Origin of the sequence: Pseudomonas sp. NPDC086251, from assembly GCF_044746405.1 — a bacterium.
Classification (GTDB): Bacteria; Pseudomonadota; Gammaproteobacteria; order Pseudomonadales; family Pseudomonadaceae; genus Aquipseudomonas.
In genome coordinates this window covers 183,225-200,771 of record NZ_JBIVBY010000008.1, presented here as the reverse complement: position 1 = coordinate 200,771, position 17,547 = coordinate 183,225, and the positions used below count along the sequence as shown (strand labels likewise).

Below are 17,547 nucleotides of genomic sequence, written 5' to 3'. Positions count from 1 at the left end.
TAATGAGACCGAGCCATGCACAACAATAATAAAGAGCTGACCCTCAGCGCCCCGCTCAGCGGCCCGGTGCTGACGCTCGCCAAAGTCCCGGACCCGGTGTTCGCCAGTGGCGCCATGGGCGACGGGATCGCCATCGACCCGCTGAACGACACCCTTCACGCCCCCTGCGCCGGCGTCGTGGTGCACGTAGCCCGCACCGGCCACGCCGTCACCTTGCGCGCCGACAACGGCGCCGAATTGCTCCTGCACCTGGGCCTCGACACCGTCGAGTTGCAGGGCGACGGCTTCTCGATGCTGGTCAAGGAAGGCGCGCGCGTCGCCAACGGCCAACCACTGTTGCGCTATGACCTGGACAAGGTCGCGCAGCAGTGCAAAAGCCTGGTCAGCCTGATGATCTTGACCAACAGCCAGGACTTCCAGGCGCGACCGATCACACTGAAATCGGTGAAAGTCGGTGAGCCATTGCTGCACATCATTCGCCGACACGCCTCGGGCGCTGCGGAAGAAGCAGAGCCTTCGGGCGAGGAAATGGTCGGCCACGTCCGCATTGCCCATCGAGGCGGTTTGCATGCCCGCCCGGCAGCGCTGATTCGTCAGACCGCACACGGTTTCAAAAGCACCTCCCGACTGCATTTCGCCGGCAAATCGGCCACCTGTGACAGCTTGATCGGGTTGATGGGTTTGGCCATCGGCGAGCAGGATGAAGTGCAGATCAGTTGCCAGGGCCCGGACGCCGAAGCCGCGCTGCAAGCGCTGTTGATCGCGTTATCCACAGCCCTGGCCGAAGACAATCACGCCGCCGCGCCAACACCAATGGCCCGACGCAATCGGGATGCCGAAGCGGGCGTGTTGCACGGTGTCTGCGCCGCCCCCGGCCTGGTCGGCGGGCCGCTGTTTCGCTTGAACGCAATCAGCCTGCCGGTCGACGCCGGCGATCATTATCCCGAGCAGCAACTGCTGGCCCTCGATACCGCCCTGTCCGTCGTGCGCAGCGAAATCGACCAGACCTTGGCCCAAGCCCGGAAACACAAGAACACTGATGAAGAAGCGATCTTCGCCGCGCACCTCGCACTGCTTGAAGACCCGGCGCTGCTGGACGCCGCCCATCACTCCATCGACCAAGGCAGCGCCGCAACCCACGCCTGGAGTCAGTCCATCGACGTGCAGTGCGATGTTCTTCAGCAGCTCGGCAGCCCGTTGCTGGCCGAACGCGCCAACGATCTGCGCGATCTCAAGCAACGGGTGCTGCGCGCCCTGCTCGGTGAAACCTGGCATTACGAGGTGCCGGCCGGCGCCATCGTCGCGGCCCACGAACTGACGCCGTCCGACTTGCTGCAACTCAGCCAGCAAGGCGTGGCCGGGTTGTGCATGGCCGAGGGCGGCGCGACGTCGCACGTGGCGATCCTCGCTCGCGGCAAAGGCCTGCCGTGCCTGGTGGCCCTGGGTTCGACGCTGCTCGATCAAGAGCAAGGTCAATCGGTGGTGCTGGATGCCGACAGCGGTCGCCTCGAACTGATGCCGAATGCCGAGCGTTTGGCGCAGGTCCATAAGGCGCAACTCGATCATCAACAACGTCGCGCCGAGCAACAGGCTCAGGCGCACATCCCGGCGCTGACGCGTGACGGTGTGCAGATCGAAGTCGCCGCCAATGTCGCCTCCAGCGCCGACGCGGCTGATGCGCTGGCCAATGGCGCGGACGGTGTCGGCCTGCTGCGCACCGAGTTTCTGTTCGTCGATCGCAACACCGCGCCGGACGAACAAGAACAATGCGCCGCCTACCAAGCCGTACTCGACGCCATGGGCGACAAGTCGGTGATCATCCGCACCATCGACGTCGGCGGCGACAAGCAACTCGACTATTTGCCACTGCCGGTGGAGGCCAACCCGGTACTCGGCCTGCGCGGCATTCGTCTGGCCCAGGTGCGGCCGGAACTGCTGGATCAACAACTGCGCGCGCTGCTGCATGTGCGCCCGCTGTCACGTTGCCGGATCCTGTTGCCGATGGTCACCGAAGTCGATGAGCTGCTGCACATCCGCCAACGCCTCAATGCGTTGTGCACTGAACTCGGTGTGAGCGAGCGCCCGGAGCTGGGCGTGATGATCGAAGTTCCGGCCGCCGCGCTGCTGGCCGAACAGCTTGCAGAGCATGCGGACTTCCTGTCGATCGGCACCAACGACTTGTCCCAATACACCCTGGCCATGGACCGCGACCACGCCGGCCTCGCCTCCCGGGTCGACGCCCTGCACCCGGCCCTGCTGCGGCTGATCGCCCAGACCTGCGCCGGCGCAGCGGTGCATAAGCGTTGGGTCGGCGTCTGCGGCGCGCTCGCTTCTGATCCGCTGGCCACGCCGGTATTGATTGGCCTGGGCGTCAGCGAGCTGTCGGTGAGCCCGGTGCAAATCGGTGAAATCAAGGACCGCGTGCGCCACCTCGACGCCGCCGAATGCCGACGCACTGCGCTGGACCTGCTCAAGCTGAGCAGCGCCGCGGCGGTGCGTCACGCCTGTCATCAACAATGGCCTCTGAGCTGAACACAACAACAAGAATCCAGGGAGATCCGCCATGTACCACTACTTCATCGAAGGCTTGCAGCGCCTCGGTCGCGCGCTGATGCTGCCGATCGCGATCCTGCCGAATGCCGGCTTGTTGCTGCGCCTGGGCGACACCGACCTGCTGAACATCGCGATCATTCACGACGCCGGCCAGGTGATCTTCGCCAACCTGGCGATGATCTTCGCCATCGGCATCGCGGTCGGTTTCGCCAAGGACAACAACGGCACCGCAGGCCTCGCCGGTGTCATTGGTTACCTTGTGATGATCTCCACCCTCAAGGTGCTCGACGCGAGCATCAACATGGGCATGCTCGCCGGGATCGTCAGCGGCTTGATGGCCGGCGCGTTGTACAACCGTTTCAAGGACATCAAGCTGCCGGAGTACCTGGCGTTCTTCGGTGGTCGACGCTTCGTGCCGATTGTCACCGGGTTCGCGGCAGTCGGCCTGGGCGTCGTGTTCGGCCTGATCTGGCCACCGATCCAGCACGGCATCAACGACTTCGGCGTCCTGATGCTGGAAAGCGGCAGCCTCGGGGCCTTTATTTTCGGCGTGCTCAACCGCCTGCTGATCGTCACCGGCCTGCACCACATCATCAACAACATGGCATGGTTCGTCTTCGGCAACTTCACCGACCCCACCACAGGCGCACTGGTGACCGGCGACATCTCGCGCTACTTTGCCGGCGACCCCAAGGGCGGCCAATTCACCACCGGCATGTTCCCGATGATGCTCTTCGGCCTGCCCGCCGCGTGCCTGGCGATGTACCGCAACGCGCTGCCGGAGCGGCGCAAAGTCATGGGCGGGATTTTCCTGTCCATGGCCCTGACTTCGTTCCTGACCGGCGTCACCGAACCCATCGAATTCGCCTTCATGTTCCTCGCGCCGCCGCTGTATTTGCTGCATGCGCTGTTGACCGGCTTGTCCATGGCGGTCACCAACCTGCTGAACATCCACCTCGGTTTCACCTTCTCCGGGGGCTTCATCGACATGATCCTCGGCTGGGGGAAATCCACCAACGGCTGGCGGGTGCTTCCGGTGGGGTTGGCGTACGCGGTGATCTACTACGCGGTGTTCGATTTCTGCATTCGCCGGTTCAACCTGAAGACGCCGGGGCGTGAAGATGTTCCGGCGGGTGACAAAGTGGTGGTGGCGGAAAACGAACGGGCCGGGGCTTACATCAAGGCGCTGGGCGGTGCGCAGAATTTGATTACGGTGGGGGCGTGTACCACGCGCTTGCGGCTGGACATGGTCGATCGCAACAAGGCATCCGATGCAGCGTTGAAAGCGCTGGGTGCGATGGCCGTGGTTCGTCCGGGCAAGGGTGGGAGTTTGCAGGTGGTGGTCGGGCCGATGGCCGACAGCATTGCCGATGAGATTCGGCTGGCGATGCCCGCCTTGGGCCGCGCCCTAATCTCCACCCCTCCCGCGGCTGTCGATGCGCCGCAACCTGCGACGGTGGCGGCGTCCGAAGCGCAGCAATGGCTGAATGCATTGGGAGGTGGCGAGAATGTGTTGCAGATGGATTGCATCGCCATGACCCGGATTCGCCTGCAACTGGCGAATGGCAGAGCGTTGTCGGAGTGCGACCTAAAAGCGCTGGGGTGTCAGGGCGTGAGTCAGCTGGACGGTGGCGTTTGGCATTTGTTGGTGGGTGATAAGGCAGCGAGTTTGAGTGATGCGCTGGAGGTGTTGGTTAATCGTAGTGAGGTGAGTGCTAAGGTTTAGGGCTTTTTTGATTTGAGTACATATCCGTTATTTCGGTAACGGCTGTTATTGGTTCCGCCCTTACGGCGGGTCACTTGGAAAAGCGCCAAGTAACCAAGCGCTCTTGCCCCTTTCGTTCGGTGCCTCGCCTAGGCTCGGCATGCCCTCGCTCCGGTCCTGCTCCGTGGGCCCGCCGCCATCGGCCATCCATGGCCGGGGGCGGCTAACCCGGCATCCATGCCGGGTTGCCCACTGCGCAGAACCTGCGCTCGGCCTCACGAGGGGGCGCTCAGATCAAGATCAAGATCAAGATCAAGATCAAGAGCGATAGACGAGCTACCCCCCTGTAGGAGCGAGCTTGCTCGCGATGGTCGTCAACGATGACGCGTTTCAACAGGATAAACGCGGCGCCTATGAGTCCATCGCGAGCAGGCTCGCTCCCACAATGAAGCCGCATACACACTACGCGTTTCACCACTCAACAGGTCGAGCGTTAGCTCGCCTGCAAGCTTTTGATCTTGATCCACCCGCCCCTTCGGGAGGCTGAGTGGAGGTGTTCATCCGGGGAGTGGCGCGTAGCGCCGTTCGACGCAGTCGAACACGCTGCATGTAGGTCGTCGCGAAGCAGACCGGAGGGCAGTGTCCCCGGATGGACACCGGAGCGAAGGAACGCCGAGCCTAAGCGAGGGGCCGGACGCTGGGGCAAGACTTTTTGGTTCCTTTTGTGGCGTTTGACAAAAGGGACTCGCCGTAAGGGCGAAACCGTAAGTGGCCGTTACCGCAGGAATGGATATGTACACCTGCGAGAGATTGGTCGGCTACCAGGCCGCCATCGCTGGCAGGCCAGCTCCCACAGTTGGACTGTGTACATCCGTGAGAGATTGGTCGGCTATAAGACCGCCTTCGCGAGCAAGCCCGCTCCCACATTTGGACTGTGTATATCTGCGAGAGATTGCTCGGCTATAAGGCCGCCTTCGCGAGCAGGCCAGCTCCCACAAGGGTCGGGTCAAATCGGGGACAATAAAAAACCCGCTGACGAATCAGCGGGTTTCTTATGACAGCGGCAAGTGGATCAGAAATCCTCCAACCGCCACACCTCGTAAGCCGGTGTCTCGTAGGGATGACTCTGTTTCAAAGCCTCCACCACCGAGCGAATCAACTCATCCGCTACCACAAGCTCAACCTTCCATTCCTCAACCTGCTCGACCTGCCCCGCCTGACCAATGAACGGCTGACTGCCCTCCAGTGGACGAAACTGACCCAGGCCCAACACCTGCCATGCGCAGTGATCATAAGCCCCGATCCGCCCACCACCGGCAGCGAACACAGCACCCTTGACCACCTCGACATGACTGGCCGGAACAAAAAAGCTGAGCTTATACACGGCCCTTAATTCACCCACACACGAGCATTACGGAACATACGCATCCAAGGTGCGTCTTCGTTCCAGTCTTCCGAACGCCACGAGTTCTGCACCGCGCGGAACACCCGCTCCGGGTGCGGCATCATGATGGTCACGCGACCGTCGCGGCTGGTCAAACCGGTGATCCCGCGCGGCGAGCCGTTCGGGTTGGCCGGGTAGCTTTCGGTGACCTTGCCATGGTTGTCGACGAAACGCATCGCCACGCAACCCGACAGATCCGCTTCCAGCAACGCTTCTTCGCTGGCGAACTCGGCATGACCTTCACCGTGAGCAATAGCGATCGGCATCCGCGAACCGGCCATGCCCTGCAGGAAGATCGAATTCGACTCCTGGACCTGAACCATCGCCACACGGGCTTCGAACTGCTCGGAACGGTTACGCACAAAGTGCGGCCAGAACTCGCTGCCCGGGATCAGCTCGTGCAGGTTGGACATCATCTGGCAACCGTTGCACACACCGAGGGTGAAGCTGTCGGTACGTTCGAAGAAGCCCTGGAACGCATCGCGAGCACGGCTGTTGAACAGCGCGGACTTGGCCCAGCCTTCGCCGGCACCCAGCACGTCGCCGTAGGAGAAACCGCCGCACGCCACCAGACCTTTGAACTCGTTCAGGTCGACACGGCCGGCCAGAATGTCGCTCATGTGCACGTCGATCGCGTTGAAACCGGCGCGGTCGAATGCGGCGGCCATTTCCACCTGACCGTTGACGCCCTGCTCACGCAGTACGGCAACCTGTGGGCGAATGCCTTTCTTGATGTAAGGCGCGGCGACGTCCTGATTGACGTCGTAGCTCAGCTTGACGCTCAGGCCCGGGTTGTCTTCTTCCAGCAGCACGTCGAACTCTTGCTCGGCGCAGTCGGCGTTATCGCGCAGACGCTGAATCTGGTAGCTGGTTTCAGCCCAGGTACGTTGCAGCAGACGACGCTGACCTTCAAACACGGTTTCGCCGTTGAAGGTGATGTTGATCTGGCCATTGTTCATCGGCTGACCGATCACCGACACGCACTCGCCCAAACCGGCAGCGCTGAACTGCGCGAGGATGTCCGGGGTCGCGTCCTGGCGAACCTGGATCACCGCGCCCAGTTCTTCGTTGAACAGGATCGCGGCGATGTCGGCGGAGGTTTCGGCCAGACCGTCGAGGTTCAGGCTCAGGCCGCAATGACCGGCGAAGGCCATTTCGACAACGCTGGTCAGCAGACCACCGTCGGAACGGTCGTGGTAAGCCAGCAAGTGGCCGTCGGCGTTGAGGCCCTGGATCACCGCGAAGAAGGCTTTCAGGTCTTCGGCATCATCGACGTCCGGCGCTTGCGAGCCGAGCTTGCCGTGAACCTGGGCCAGGATCGAGGCGCCCATGCGGTTCTGGCCACGGCCGAGGTCGATCAGGATCAGGTCGGTGGTGCCTTTGTCCATGCGCAGTTCCGGCGTCAGGGTCTGACGAATGTCAGCCACCGGCGCGAAACCGGTCACGATCAGCGACATCGGCGAGGTGACCGTCTTGTCTTCGCCATTGTCGTTCCAGCGCGTGGCCATGGACATCGAGTCCTTGCCCACCGGAATGGTGATGCCCAGGTCCGGGCACAATTCCATGCCGACCGCTTTCACGGTGTCGTACAGACGCGCGTCTTCACCCGGGTGACCCGCCGCCGACATCCAGTTCGCCGACAGTTTGATGTCGGAGATCTTGTTGATGCGCGACGCGGCGATGTTGGTCAGGGTTTCGCCGATGGCCATGCGGCCCGACGCCGGAGCGTCCAGCAGTGCCAGCGGCGTACGCTCGCCCATGGCCATGGCTTCACCGGTGTAGACGTCGAAGCTGGTGGCGGTGACGGCAACGTCGGCCACCGGAACCTGCCACGGGCCGACCATTTGGTCACGGGCCACGAGGCCGGTGATGGTGCGGTCGCCGATGGTGATCAGGAAGCTTTTGCTCGCGACGGCCGGGTGATGCAGGACGCGTTCAACGCAGTCGGCAATGTCCAGCGTCGACGGATCGAAGTCGTCACCCAGTTCGTTTTCACGAACGGCCGAACGGTGCATGCGCGGGGCTTTGCCCAGCAGCACTTCGAGTGGCATGTCCACCGGGCTGTTGCCGAAGTGACTGTCGGTGACGGTCAGTTGCGGCTCGGCAGTGGCTTCGCCGACCACGGCGAAAGGGCAACGCTCACGTTCGCAGATCGCCTGGAAGCGTTCGAAGTCCGCCGGGCCTACCGCCAGAACGTAGCGTTCCTGGGATTCGTTGCTCCAGATTTCGTGCGGGGCCATGCCCGGCTCGTCGTTTGGAATGTTGCGCAGTTCGAAGCGACCGCCACGGTTGCCATCGTTGACCAGTTCCGGGAAGGCGTTGGACAGACCGCCCGCGCCGACGTCGTGGATGAAGCTGATCGGGTTCTTGTCACCCAACTGCCAGCAACGGTCGATGACTTCCTGGCAGCGGCGTTCCATTTCCGGGTTTTCGCGCTGTACCGAGGCGAAGTCGAGGTCAGCCGAGCTGGTCCCGGTGGCCATGGAGGAAGCGGCGCCGCCACCCAGGCCGATCAGCATCGCCGGGCCGCCGAGCACGATCAGCTTGGAGCCAACGGTGATCTCGCCTTTCTGTACGTGTTCGGCACGGATGTTACCCATGCCACCGGCCAGCATGATCGGCTTGTGGTAACCGCGAACTTCGTCGCCACGCGGGGTGGTGATTGATTGTTCGAAGGTCCGGAAGTAACCGGTCAGGGCTGGACGACCGAATTCGTTGTTGAACGCGGCGCCACCCAGTGGGCCTTCGATCATGATGTCCAGCGCGGTAACGATGCGCTCAGGCTTGCCGTACGGCACTTCCCACGGCTGTTCGAAGCCCGGGATCTGCAGGTTGGATACGGTGAAACCGGTCAGGCCAGCCTTGGGCTTGGCGCCACGACCGGTAGCGCCTTCGTCACGGATCTCGCCACCGGAACCGGTGGATGCGCCCGGGAACGGGGCAATCGCGGTCGGGTGGTTGTGCGTTTCGACTTTCATCAAAATGTGCACCGGTTCCTGCACCGCACCGTACTGGCGGGTTTCAGGGTCCGGGAAGAAACGGCCGGCGACGTTACCGACGATCACCGAAGCGTTGTCCTTATAAGCCGACAGAACGCCTTCGCTGTGCATCTGGTAGGTGTTCTTGATCATGCCAAACAGGCTTTTTTCCTGGCTCTGACCGTCGATGTCCCAACTCGCGTTGAAGATCTTGTGACGGCAGTGCTCGGAGTTTGCCTGGGCGAACATCATCAGTTCGATGTCGTGCGGGTTGCGCTTCAAGCCAACAAAGGCGGCGACCAGGTAGTCGATCTCGTCTTCGGCCAGGGCCAGGCCCAGCTCGGTGTTGGCTTTTTCCAGCGCGGCGCGGCCGCCACCCAGCACGTCGATCGCGGTCAGCGGTTTCGGCTCGGCGTGGCTGAACAGGCCGGCGGCTTGTTCAAGGCTGGCGAGGACGATCTGGGTCATGCGGTCGTGCAAGGCACCTTCGATCAGCTGCGCTTCGGCGTCGCTGAACTGGCCGGCCACGTAGAACGCGATGCCGCGCTCCAGGCGCTGGATCTTGCCCAGGCCGCAGTTGCGAGCGATATCGCTGGCTTTACTGGACCACGGCGAAATGGTGCCAAAACGCGGCAACACGAGGAACAGACGACCGGTCGGCTCTTGTACTGGAACACTTGGGCCGTACTTCAGAAGGCGCGCGAGCACCTGCTGTTCGTCGCCGGTCAGGACGCCGGTGACTTCGGCGAAGTGAGCGAATTCAGCATACAAGCCGCTGACAGCCGGGACCTTCTGGCTCAGTTGCTCAAGGAGTTTGCTGTGGCGAAAGGCAGAAAGGGCAGGAGCGCCGCGCAGGATCAACATCTTCGGGACAGCCTCGGGAAGGGGTGTGCTTTGAGGCCGTGCATTCTAGCCTAAACAGCCCGCGACATCACCCGAAACGGTACGGGCGGCTGCACCCGGACGTCGGGCCGGGTATTTGGGCGTTAAACAGATCACCGTCGAGGGTTATTTTTACTGTGACAAAATGCAGTGAAAGCCTATTCCTGCGGGCTCTGACCGGGTTTTTCGCTCTCTAGCAGAACCGCCCTTCGCTGTCGAGATATGGCGCTCGTGGTCCTTTGCGTATACTGCGCAGATGTTTTCCCCAACGGCTTTGCGTCCGCGGTACGCCAAATGGCTGATCGCAACCGGACTCTTCCTGGTGCTCAGTGGCTGTGTTGATAAACCCAACACGCTGGAGCGCGTAAAGGAGGACGGCGTGCTGCGGGTGGTTACCCGTAACAGCCCCGCCACCTACTTTCAGGATCGCAACGGTGAAACCGGCTTCGAATACGAGCTGGTGAAGCGCTTCGCCGACGATCTGGGGGTCGAACTCAAAATCGAAACCGCCGATAACCTCGACGACCTGTTCAATCAGGTCGGCAAGCCCAACGGGCCGGTGGTCGCTGCTGCCGGCCTGGTCAGCAGCGAGGCACGCAAAAAGCAGGTGCGGTTTTCCCACTCGTACCTGGAAGTCACCCCACAGATCATCTACCGCAACGGCCAATCGCGGCCGACGGATGCGGGCGATCTGGTCGGCAAGAAGATCATGGTGCTCAAGGGCAGCACCCACGCCGAGCAGTTGGCGGCGCTGAAAAAGAAATATCCCGGCATTGAATACGAAGAGTCCGACGCGGTTGAAGTCGTCGACCTGCTGCGGATGGTGGATGAAGGTCAGATCGACCTGACGCTGGTCGATTCCAACGAAGTCGCGATGAACCAGGTGTACTTCACCAACATCCGGGTCGCCTTTGACCTCGGCGATGCCAGCAACCAGAGCTGGGCCGTGGCCGCCGGCGAAGACAACAGCCTGCTCAACGAAATCAACAGCTACCTCGACAAGGTCAAGAAGAACGGCACGCTACAACGCCTGAAAGACCGCTATTACGGCCACGTCGATGTTCTCGGCTACATGGGCGCCACCACCTTCGCCCAGCATTTGCAGCAACGGCTGCCCAAGTACGAACAGCACTTCAAGGCGTACGCCAAGAAAGAGCAAGTCGACTGGCGCCTGCTGGCAGCGATCGGCTATCAGGAATCCCTGTGGCAAGCGGCCGTCACCTCGAAGACCGGCGTGCGCGGATTGATGATGCTGACCCAGAACACCGCCCAGGCCATGGGCGTGTCCAATCGACTCGACCCGAAACAAAGCATCATGGGTGGCGCCAAGTACCTGGCCTACATGAAGGATCAGCTGGACGAGTCGATTCAGGAACCGGATCGCACCTGGTTTGCACTGGCGGCCTACAACGTGGGCAGCGGCCACCTGGATGACGCGCGCAAACTGGCGGCGAAGGAAGGGCTGAACCCGGACAAGTGGCTGGACGTGAAGAAAATCCTGCCGCGCCTGTCGCAGAAACAGTGGTACAGCAAGACCCGCTACGGCTACGCCCGGGGCGGTGAGCCGGTGCACTTCGTGGCGAACATCCGTCGCTACTACGACATCCTGACCTGGGTCACGCAGCCGCAGCTGGAAGGCGATCAAGTGGCCGAGGGCAATTTGCACGTGCCGGGGGTCGACAAGACCAAGTCGAATCAGGAAACCCCACCGCTCTAGAGACCGGCCCCAATCAAATGTGGGAGCGGGCTTGCTCGCGAATGCGGTTCAACATTCAACATCTTAGTCGACTGTCATACCGCTTTCGCGAGCAAGCCCGCTCCCACATTTTGGTTTTGTGTTTGGCTTTAGGCTTTTGCTGCGGCCAGGATCAGCGCCTTCATTTCCGACACCGCCGACTTGAACCCGACAAACAACGCATGGGCCACCAGCGCATGGCCGATGTTCAATTCGTTGATGCCCTTGATCGCCGCCACCGCTTCAACGTTGTGATAGTGCAAACCGTGGCCGGCATTGACGATCAACCCCTGGGCCAGACCAAACGCCACGCCATCGGCAACACGCTTGAGTTCTTCCGCCACATCGGTCGGCGTCTCGGCGTCGGCGTAACGGCCGGTATGCAACTCGATCGCCGGCGCACCGACGCGCTTGGACGCCGCAATCTGCCGCTCGTCAGCATCGATGAACAGCGACACTTCACAGCCGATCTTCGCCAGGCGATCCACCGCTGCCTTGATCCGCGCCTCCTGCCCCGCGACGTCCAGGCCGCCTTCGGTGGTCAGCTCCTGGCGGGTTTCCGGCACCAGGCAAATGTGCGCCGGACGGATGCGTTCGGCGAACGCCATCATCTCTTCGGTAACGCCCATTTCGAAGTTCATGCGGGTCTGCAGCACGTCCTTGAGCAGCAACACGTCGCGCTCCTGAATGTGCCGGCGGTCTTCGCGCAGGTGCACGGTGATGCCGTCAGCGCCCGCCTCTTCCGCATCCAGTGCTGCCTTGACCGGATCCGGATAGCGCGTGCCCCGGGCCTGACGCAGGGTGGCAACGTGGTCGATGTTCACGCCAAGAAGAATGCGATTGCTGGTGGTCACGGAAGCGCTCCTGAAGATGGGAAAGTTCGGTGCACAGCATACACGGGGAATTTACGGCTTTCGAAACAACTCTCTGGAAACCAGCGGGCGACCGCCGAGATGCACAGCTAGTGCCTGACGCATCAAACGTTTGGCGGCAGACAGTGCGCCGGGTGCGGTCCAGTCGGCTTCGGACATGGCCAGCAGTTCCGTGCCGTTGAACAGACCGGGTTGCAGCAGATAAACCCGCTCCAGACCCGCATCCACTTGCAAACGATAGAGACCGTCTGGGGCAATGGGCTCGCCGTGGATGTCGGTGGTCAGGGCGAAGCCGTAACCCAAGTCATCCAGCAACCGCCATTCGAACGAGCGCAGCAACGGCTCCAGCGGACGGCCTTCGGCCAGAGCCAGCAATGTCGCGGCGTAGTGATCGAAGACCCCAGGATGCGGATCTTCAGCGGGCAGCAGGCGAATCAGCAGTTCATTGAGGTAGAGGCCGCTGAACAGCGCCTCACCATTGAGCCAGGTAGAAATGCCGGCACTTTCCATGCGGCCGACATTCTTCAACTCACCGCGACCACGAAACTCGACTTCCAGCGGCACGAACGGCCGCGCCAGTGTCCCGGCCTTGCCCCGCGCACTGCGCAGCACCGCCCGCAGCCGACCTTGCGGCGTGAGGAAATCCACCAAAGCGCTGCTTTCGCGGTAGGCACGGCTGTGGAGCACGTAGGCGAGTTGGCCAATGGGCTGGGACATGGAGTTCTCAATGAAGGAATGCAGTTTTTCAGACAACCCAAAACCAATGTGGGAGCGGGCTTGCTCGCGAAAGCGGTGTAACAGTCAACATCAACGCTGAATGTTACATCGTATTCGCGAGCAAGCCCGCTCCCACAAGGTTTCTCTGGTGTATCTGGAACCGAGTTACAAGTCGCCGTAACCCAGCGAACGCAACGCGCGCTCGTCGTCGGACCAGCCGCCTTTCACTTTCACCCAGAGGTTGAGCATGATCTTGGAGTCGAACAGCAGCTCCATGTCCTTGCGCGCCTCAGTGCCGATACGCTTGATCCGCTCACCCTTGTCGCCAATGATGATTTTCTTCTGGCCGTCACGTTCAACGAGGATCAACGCATGGATGTGCAGGGTTTTCCCCTGCTGCTTGAACTCTTCGATTTCCACGGTGATCTGGTACGGCAGCTCGGCGCCCATCTGGCGCATGATTTTCTCGCGCACCAGTTCAGCGGCGAGGAAGCGGCTGCTGCGGTCGGTGATCTGGTCTTCCGGGAAGAAGTGATCGTTCTCCGGCAGGTAACCGGCAATCACCCGCTCCAGCGCTTCGAGGTTGTGCCCGTGCTGGGCCGAGATCGGCATAATCTGCGCGTTCGGCAGCTGTTCCTGCAACCAGCTCAGGTGCGGCATCAGCTCGGCTTTGTCTTCGATGCGGTCGGTCTTGTTCAGCGCCACGATCAGCGGGCCGGTCACGTACTGGACGCGCTCGAGGACCATCTGGTCTTCGTCGGTCCACTTGGTGCGATCGACCACGAAGATCACTACGTCGACGTCTTTCAACGCCGCCGAAGCGGTCTTGTTCATGTAGCGGTTCAGGGCCTTTTCGCCGCCCTTGTGCATGCCCGGGGTGTCGACGTAGATCGCCTGCACGGCGCCTTCGGTCTTGATGCCCAGCATGTTGTGGCGAGTGGTCTGAGGCTTGCGCGAGGTGATCGCCAGCTTCTGACCGAGGATGTGGTTCAGCAGCGTGGACTTGCCCACGTTCGGACGGCCAACGATGGCGACATAGCCACAGCGAGTTGCAGTTGAATCAGTCATGGCCATTCTCCACGCCCAGGGCAATCAGTGCTGCGGCGGCCGCTACCTGTTCGGCAATACGACGGCTCACACCCTGACCTCGGCTTTTTTCATTCAGTAAGGTGATTTCACATTCGACGAAGAACGTCCGGCAATGCGGCTCACCCTGGATATCCACCACTTCGTAACGCGGCAGTTCGCAACCACGGGACTGCAAGAATTCTTGCAGGCGGGTTTTCGGATCTTTGTTGGTGTCGACCAGCGTCAGGCCTTCGAACTCACCGGCCAGCCAGGCCAGCACGCGTTCGCGCGCCATGTCCATGCCGGCGTCCAGGTAGATCGCACCAATCAGCGCTTCCAGGGCATCGGCCAGAATCGACTCGCGACGGAAACCGCCACTTTTCAACTCACCGGACCCCAGGCGCAGGTAATCGCCCAGATCGAAACCGCGGGCCAGTACGGCCAGGGTCTCACCTTTCACCAGGCGGGCGCGCAAACGCGACAGCTGGCCTTCGCGCGCCAGCGGGAAGCGATCGAACAGCGCCTCGCCCGCGACGAAGTTAAGAATGGCATCACCGAGGAATTCCAGGCGTTCGTTGTTACGCCCGGCAAAGCTGCGGTGAGTCAGGGCCAGGACCATCAGTTCCTGATCCTTGAAGGTGTAGCCGAGCTGACGCTCGAGACGGCTTAAGGAGACGCTCACGGTTTACCCACGCTGAGTTCGTGGTTGGATTCCACCGCCATCGCCGTGGTGCGGCGCAGGCTTGGGACACTTAACGCTGTGTTCAAAAATTACGTCCTGAATATCATTGTTTTCATGCTTCCGGTGCCGATTGTGCCGACTCCAGAAATGCATTCGGCGCTGTGTTCAACAGCGCCGTGTGTGATTACTTGATCAGGCCAACCCGCGAGAAATTCGGCAGGTGACTGAGTTTAGGTTCCGGCCAGCTCATCCAGACTGCGAAGGCCTTGCCGACGATATTCTTGTCGGGAACCATGCCCAGCAGATCCTTGGGAATGCTCGGATCATCCCAGTAGCGACTGTCGTTCGAGTTGTCGCGGTTGTCGCCCATCATGAAGTAGTGCCCGGCAGGCACGGTCCAGGTATGGTCCGGCGACGCCCGATAGCGGCTCATTTCCTTGCGGATCAGGTGCTCGGCGACGCCGAGTTTTTCCTTGTAGAGCTCGGCGCTGCCCAACGTGCCCGGCTCGGAACCGACCAGTTGTTCGGCGATCGACTCGCCGTTGACGAACAGACGCTTGTCAGCGGTGTAACGAATCTGGTCACCCGGCAGGCCCACCACACGTTTAATGTAGTTGACGTTCGGATCGCTCGGGTAGCGGAACACCATCACATCGCCGCGCTGCGGATCACCGACTTCGATGACTTTCTTGTCGATCACCGGCAGGCGGATCCCGTAAGAAAACTTGTTCACCAGAATGAAGTCGCCAACGTCCAGGGTCGGTTTCATCGATCCGGACGGAATCTGGAACGGCTCCACCAGGAACGAACGCAGGACCAGCACGATGAACAACACCGGGAAGAACGACTTGCCGTATTCGACCAGCAGCGGCTCTTTGTTCAGTTTCTCGACCACCACCCCGTCAGGCTGGCTGACGCTGCCCTGATAGGAGGCAATGGCAGCACGCCGACGCGGCGCCAGGAAAACCAGATCGAGCAACGCCAACAGGCCGCAGACGAACACGGCGATGACCAGCAACAGCGGGAAATTTAGTGACATAGGACCTAACTATCCAACCTGAGCACTGCAAGGAAGGCTTCCTGTGGAATTTCCACGTTACCGACTTGCTTCATGCGTTTCTTACCGGCCTTTTGCTTTTCCAGCAGTTTCTTCTTACGGCTAACGTCACCGCCGTAGCATTTGGCCAATACGTTCTTTCTGAGTGCCTTGACGGAGGTCCGCGCAATGATCTGCCCGCCAATGGCGGCCTGGATCGCGACGTCGAACATCTGGCGCGGAATCAGTTCTTTCATCTTCTCGGTCAACTGACGACCTTTGTAGTGCGCGTTATCCTTGTGCACGATCAGCGCCAGGGCGTCGACCTTGTCACCGTTGATCAGCACATCCAGTTTCACCAGATTAGCCGATTGATAACGATCGAAATGGTAATCCAGCGAAGCATAGCCACGGCTGGTGGATTTCAGACGGTCGAAGAAGTCCAGGACCACTTCGTTCATCGGCAAATCGTAGGTCACCTGGACTTGGGTACCGAGGAACAGCATGTCGTGCTGCACGCCACGCTTCTCGATACACAGGGTAATGACGTTGCCCAGGTGCTCTTGCGGCACAAGAATATTGGCCCGCACGATCGGTTCACGCATGTCTTCGATCGAGGACAGGTCCGGCAGCTTCGACGGGTTATCGACGTAAATCGTTTCACCGGTTTTCAGCAACAGCTCGAAAATTACCGTCGGCGCCGTGGTGATCAGGTCCAGGTCGTACTCGCGCTCCAGGCGCTCCTGGATGATTTCCATGTGCAGCATGCCGAGGAACCCGCAACGGAAACCGAAGCCCAGGGCGTCGGAGCTTTCCGGGGTGTACTGCAGGGACGAATCGTTGAGCGTGAGCTTTTGCAGGGCTTCACGGAAATCTTCGAAGTCGTCGGAGCTGACCGGGAACAGGCCGGCGTACACCTGCGGCTGAATGCGTTTGAAACCTGGCAGCACGTCAACGTCGGGGGTGGAGCTCAAGGTCAGGGTGTCACCGACCGGCGCACCGTGGATGTCCTTGATGCCGGCAATGATGAAGCCCACTTCGCCGGCCTTCAGGTCAACGGTCGCGGTGTGTTTCGGGTTGAAGACACCGACGCTGTCCACCAAGTGGATCTTGCCGGTGGACTTGACCAGGATCTTGTCGCCCTTCTTCACCCGACCGTGACGCACGCGTACCAGGGAGACAACGCCCAGGTAGTTGTCGAACCAGGAGTCGATGATCAACGCTTGCAGCGGATCTTCGTAGTTACCGGTTGGCGCAGGAATGGTGGCAACCAGACGTTCGAGCACTTCGTCGACGCCCAGGCCAGTCTTGGCGCTGCACTCGACCGCATCGGTAGCATCGATGCCGATGATTTTCTCGATTTCTTCTTTGACGCGGTCCGGATCGGCCTGTGGCAGGTCGATCTTGTTCAGGACCGGCATCACTTCCAGGCCCTGCTCGATCGCCGTGTAGCAGTTGGCAACCGACTGCGCTTCAACGCCCTGACCGGCATCGACCACCAGCAACGCACCTTCACAGGCCGCCAGCGACCGGCTGACTTCATAGGTGAAGTCAACGTGGCCCGGGGTGTCAATGAAGTTCAGCTGGTACTTGATGCCGTCTTTGGCGGTGTAATACAAGGTGACGCTGTGGGCCTTGATGGTGATCCCGCGTTCACGTTCCAGGTCCATGGAGTCCAGCACCTGGGCTTCCATTTCGCGCTCGGCAAGGCCGCCGCACATCTGGATGAAGCGATCGGCCAGCGTCGACTTGCCATGGTCAATGTGGGCGATGATGGAGAAATTGCGGATATGACTCAAATCACTCACGGATCAACACTCAAAAAGGCTGCAGGCATAGCCCGCCGAAAAATAGCCGGGAATTGTACCTGATCCA

11 protein-coding genes are annotated in these 17,547 nt (G+C 61.0%); 3 read left to right on the top strand and 8 right to left on the bottom strand.

Annotated features, from left to right (window positions below; genetic code table 11):
• Positions 1-15: 15 nt before the first annotated feature.
• Positions 16-2,532 carry a phosphoenolpyruvate--protein phosphotransferase gene (ptsP, locus tag ACIPL2_RS12450; protein WP_401356537.1) on the top strand — a complete coding sequence of 839 codons (2,517 nt, stop codon included), beginning with the start codon at positions 16-18 and terminating at the stop codon, positions 2,530-2,532.
• Positions 2,533-2,563: 31 nt separating this feature from the next.
• Positions 2,564-4,279, top strand: a complete 1,716-nt coding sequence (gene nagE / locus ACIPL2_RS12445; RefSeq protein ID WP_401356534.1) for an N-acetylglucosamine-specific PTS transporter subunit IIBC — start codon at positions 2,564-2,566, stop codon at positions 4,277-4,279.
• Between the two features lie 1,051 nt (positions 4,280-5,330).
• Here the strand turns inward: nagE and ACIPL2_RS12440 are convergent.
• Together ACIPL2_RS12440 and purL are read right to left on the bottom strand one after the other, a co-directional pair.
• Positions 5,331-5,642: an NGG1p interacting factor NIF3 gene (locus tag ACIPL2_RS12440; protein WP_401356532.1), complete on the bottom strand. Its 312-nt coding sequence runs from the start codon at positions 5,640-5,642 to the stop codon at positions 5,331-5,333.
• Positions 5,643-5,647: 5 nt separating this feature from the next.
• A complete protein-coding gene (gene purL, locus ACIPL2_RS12435) occupies positions 5,648-9,544 on the bottom strand; it encodes a phosphoribosylformylglycinamidine synthase (RefSeq protein WP_401356530.1) in 3,897 nt (1,298 codons plus the stop codon).
• A 274-nt stretch (positions 9,545-9,818) separates the two neighbouring features.
• Between purL and mltF the strand changes: the two genes are divergently transcribed.
• Positions 9,819-11,279, top strand: a complete 1,461-nt coding sequence (mltF, locus tag ACIPL2_RS12430) for a membrane-bound lytic murein transglycosylase MltF (protein ID WP_401356528.1) — start codon at positions 9,819-9,821, stop codon at positions 11,277-11,279.
• Positions 11,280-11,407: 128 nt separating this feature from the next.
• Here the strand turns inward: mltF and pdxJ are convergent, their stop codons facing one another.
• From pdxJ to lepA, 6 genes are all read right to left on the bottom strand, one after another.
• Complete coding sequence (pdxJ, locus tag ACIPL2_RS12425) at positions 11,408-12,151, bottom strand: pyridoxine 5'-phosphate synthase (RefSeq protein ID WP_401356526.1); 744 nt, start codon at positions 12,149-12,151, stop codon at positions 11,408-11,410.
• Between the two features lie 51 nt (positions 12,152-12,202).
• Positions 12,203-12,886: a DNA repair protein RecO gene (gene recO, locus ACIPL2_RS12420; protein WP_401356523.1), complete on the bottom strand. Its 684-nt coding sequence runs from the start codon at positions 12,884-12,886 to the stop codon at positions 12,203-12,205.
• A 165-nt stretch (positions 12,887-13,051) separates the two neighbouring features.
• Positions 13,052-13,954, bottom strand: coding sequence for a GTPase Era (gene era, locus ACIPL2_RS12415; protein ID WP_059403406.1), 903 nt, complete (start codon positions 13,952-13,954; stop codon positions 13,052-13,054).
• Positions 13,947-14,636 carry a ribonuclease III gene (rnc, locus tag ACIPL2_RS12410; protein ID WP_059403405.1) on the bottom strand — a complete coding sequence of 230 codons (690 nt, stop codon included), beginning with the start codon at positions 14,634-14,636 and terminating at the stop codon, positions 13,947-13,949. Before rnc ends, era begins: the two co-directional genes overlap by 8 nt.
• A 184-nt stretch (positions 14,637-14,820) precedes the next feature.
• Positions 14,821-15,675, bottom strand: a complete 855-nt coding sequence (lepB, locus tag ACIPL2_RS12405) for a signal peptidase I (RefSeq protein ID WP_123365728.1) — start codon at positions 15,673-15,675, stop codon at positions 14,821-14,823.
• Between the two features lie 5 nt (positions 15,676-15,680).
• On the bottom strand, positions 15,681-17,480 hold the full coding sequence (gene lepA, locus ACIPL2_RS12400) for a translation elongation factor 4 (protein WP_401356520.1): 1,800 nt from the start codon (positions 17,478-17,480) through the stop codon (positions 15,681-15,683).
• Between the last annotated feature and the right edge of the window lie 67 nt (positions 17,481-17,547).

Coding starts and splice junctions, on each gene's coding strand:
- ptsP (WP_401356537.1), top strand. CDS start 16: ATGCACAACAATAATAAAGAGCTGACCCTCAGCGCCCCGCTCAGCGGC.
- nagE (WP_401356534.1), top strand. CDS start 2,564: ATGTACCACTACTTCATCGAAGGCTTGCAGCGCCTCGGTCGCGCGCTG.
- purL (WP_401356530.1), bottom strand. CDS start 9,544: ATGTTGATCCTGCGCGGCGCTCCTGCCCTTTCTGCCTTTCGCCACAGC.
- mltF (WP_401356528.1), top strand. CDS start 9,819: ATGTTTTCCCCAACGGCTTTGCGTCCGCGGTACGCCAAATGGCTGATC.
- recO (WP_401356523.1), bottom strand. CDS start 12,886: ATGTCCCAGCCCATTGGCCAACTCGCCTACGTGCTCCACAGCCGTGCC.
- era (WP_059403406.1), bottom strand. CDS start 13,954: ATGACTGATTCAACTGCAACTCGCTGTGGCTATGTCGCCATCGTTGGC.
- lepB (WP_123365728.1), bottom strand. CDS start 15,675: ATGTCACTAAATTTCCCGCTGTTGCTGGTCATCGCCGTGTTCGTCTGC.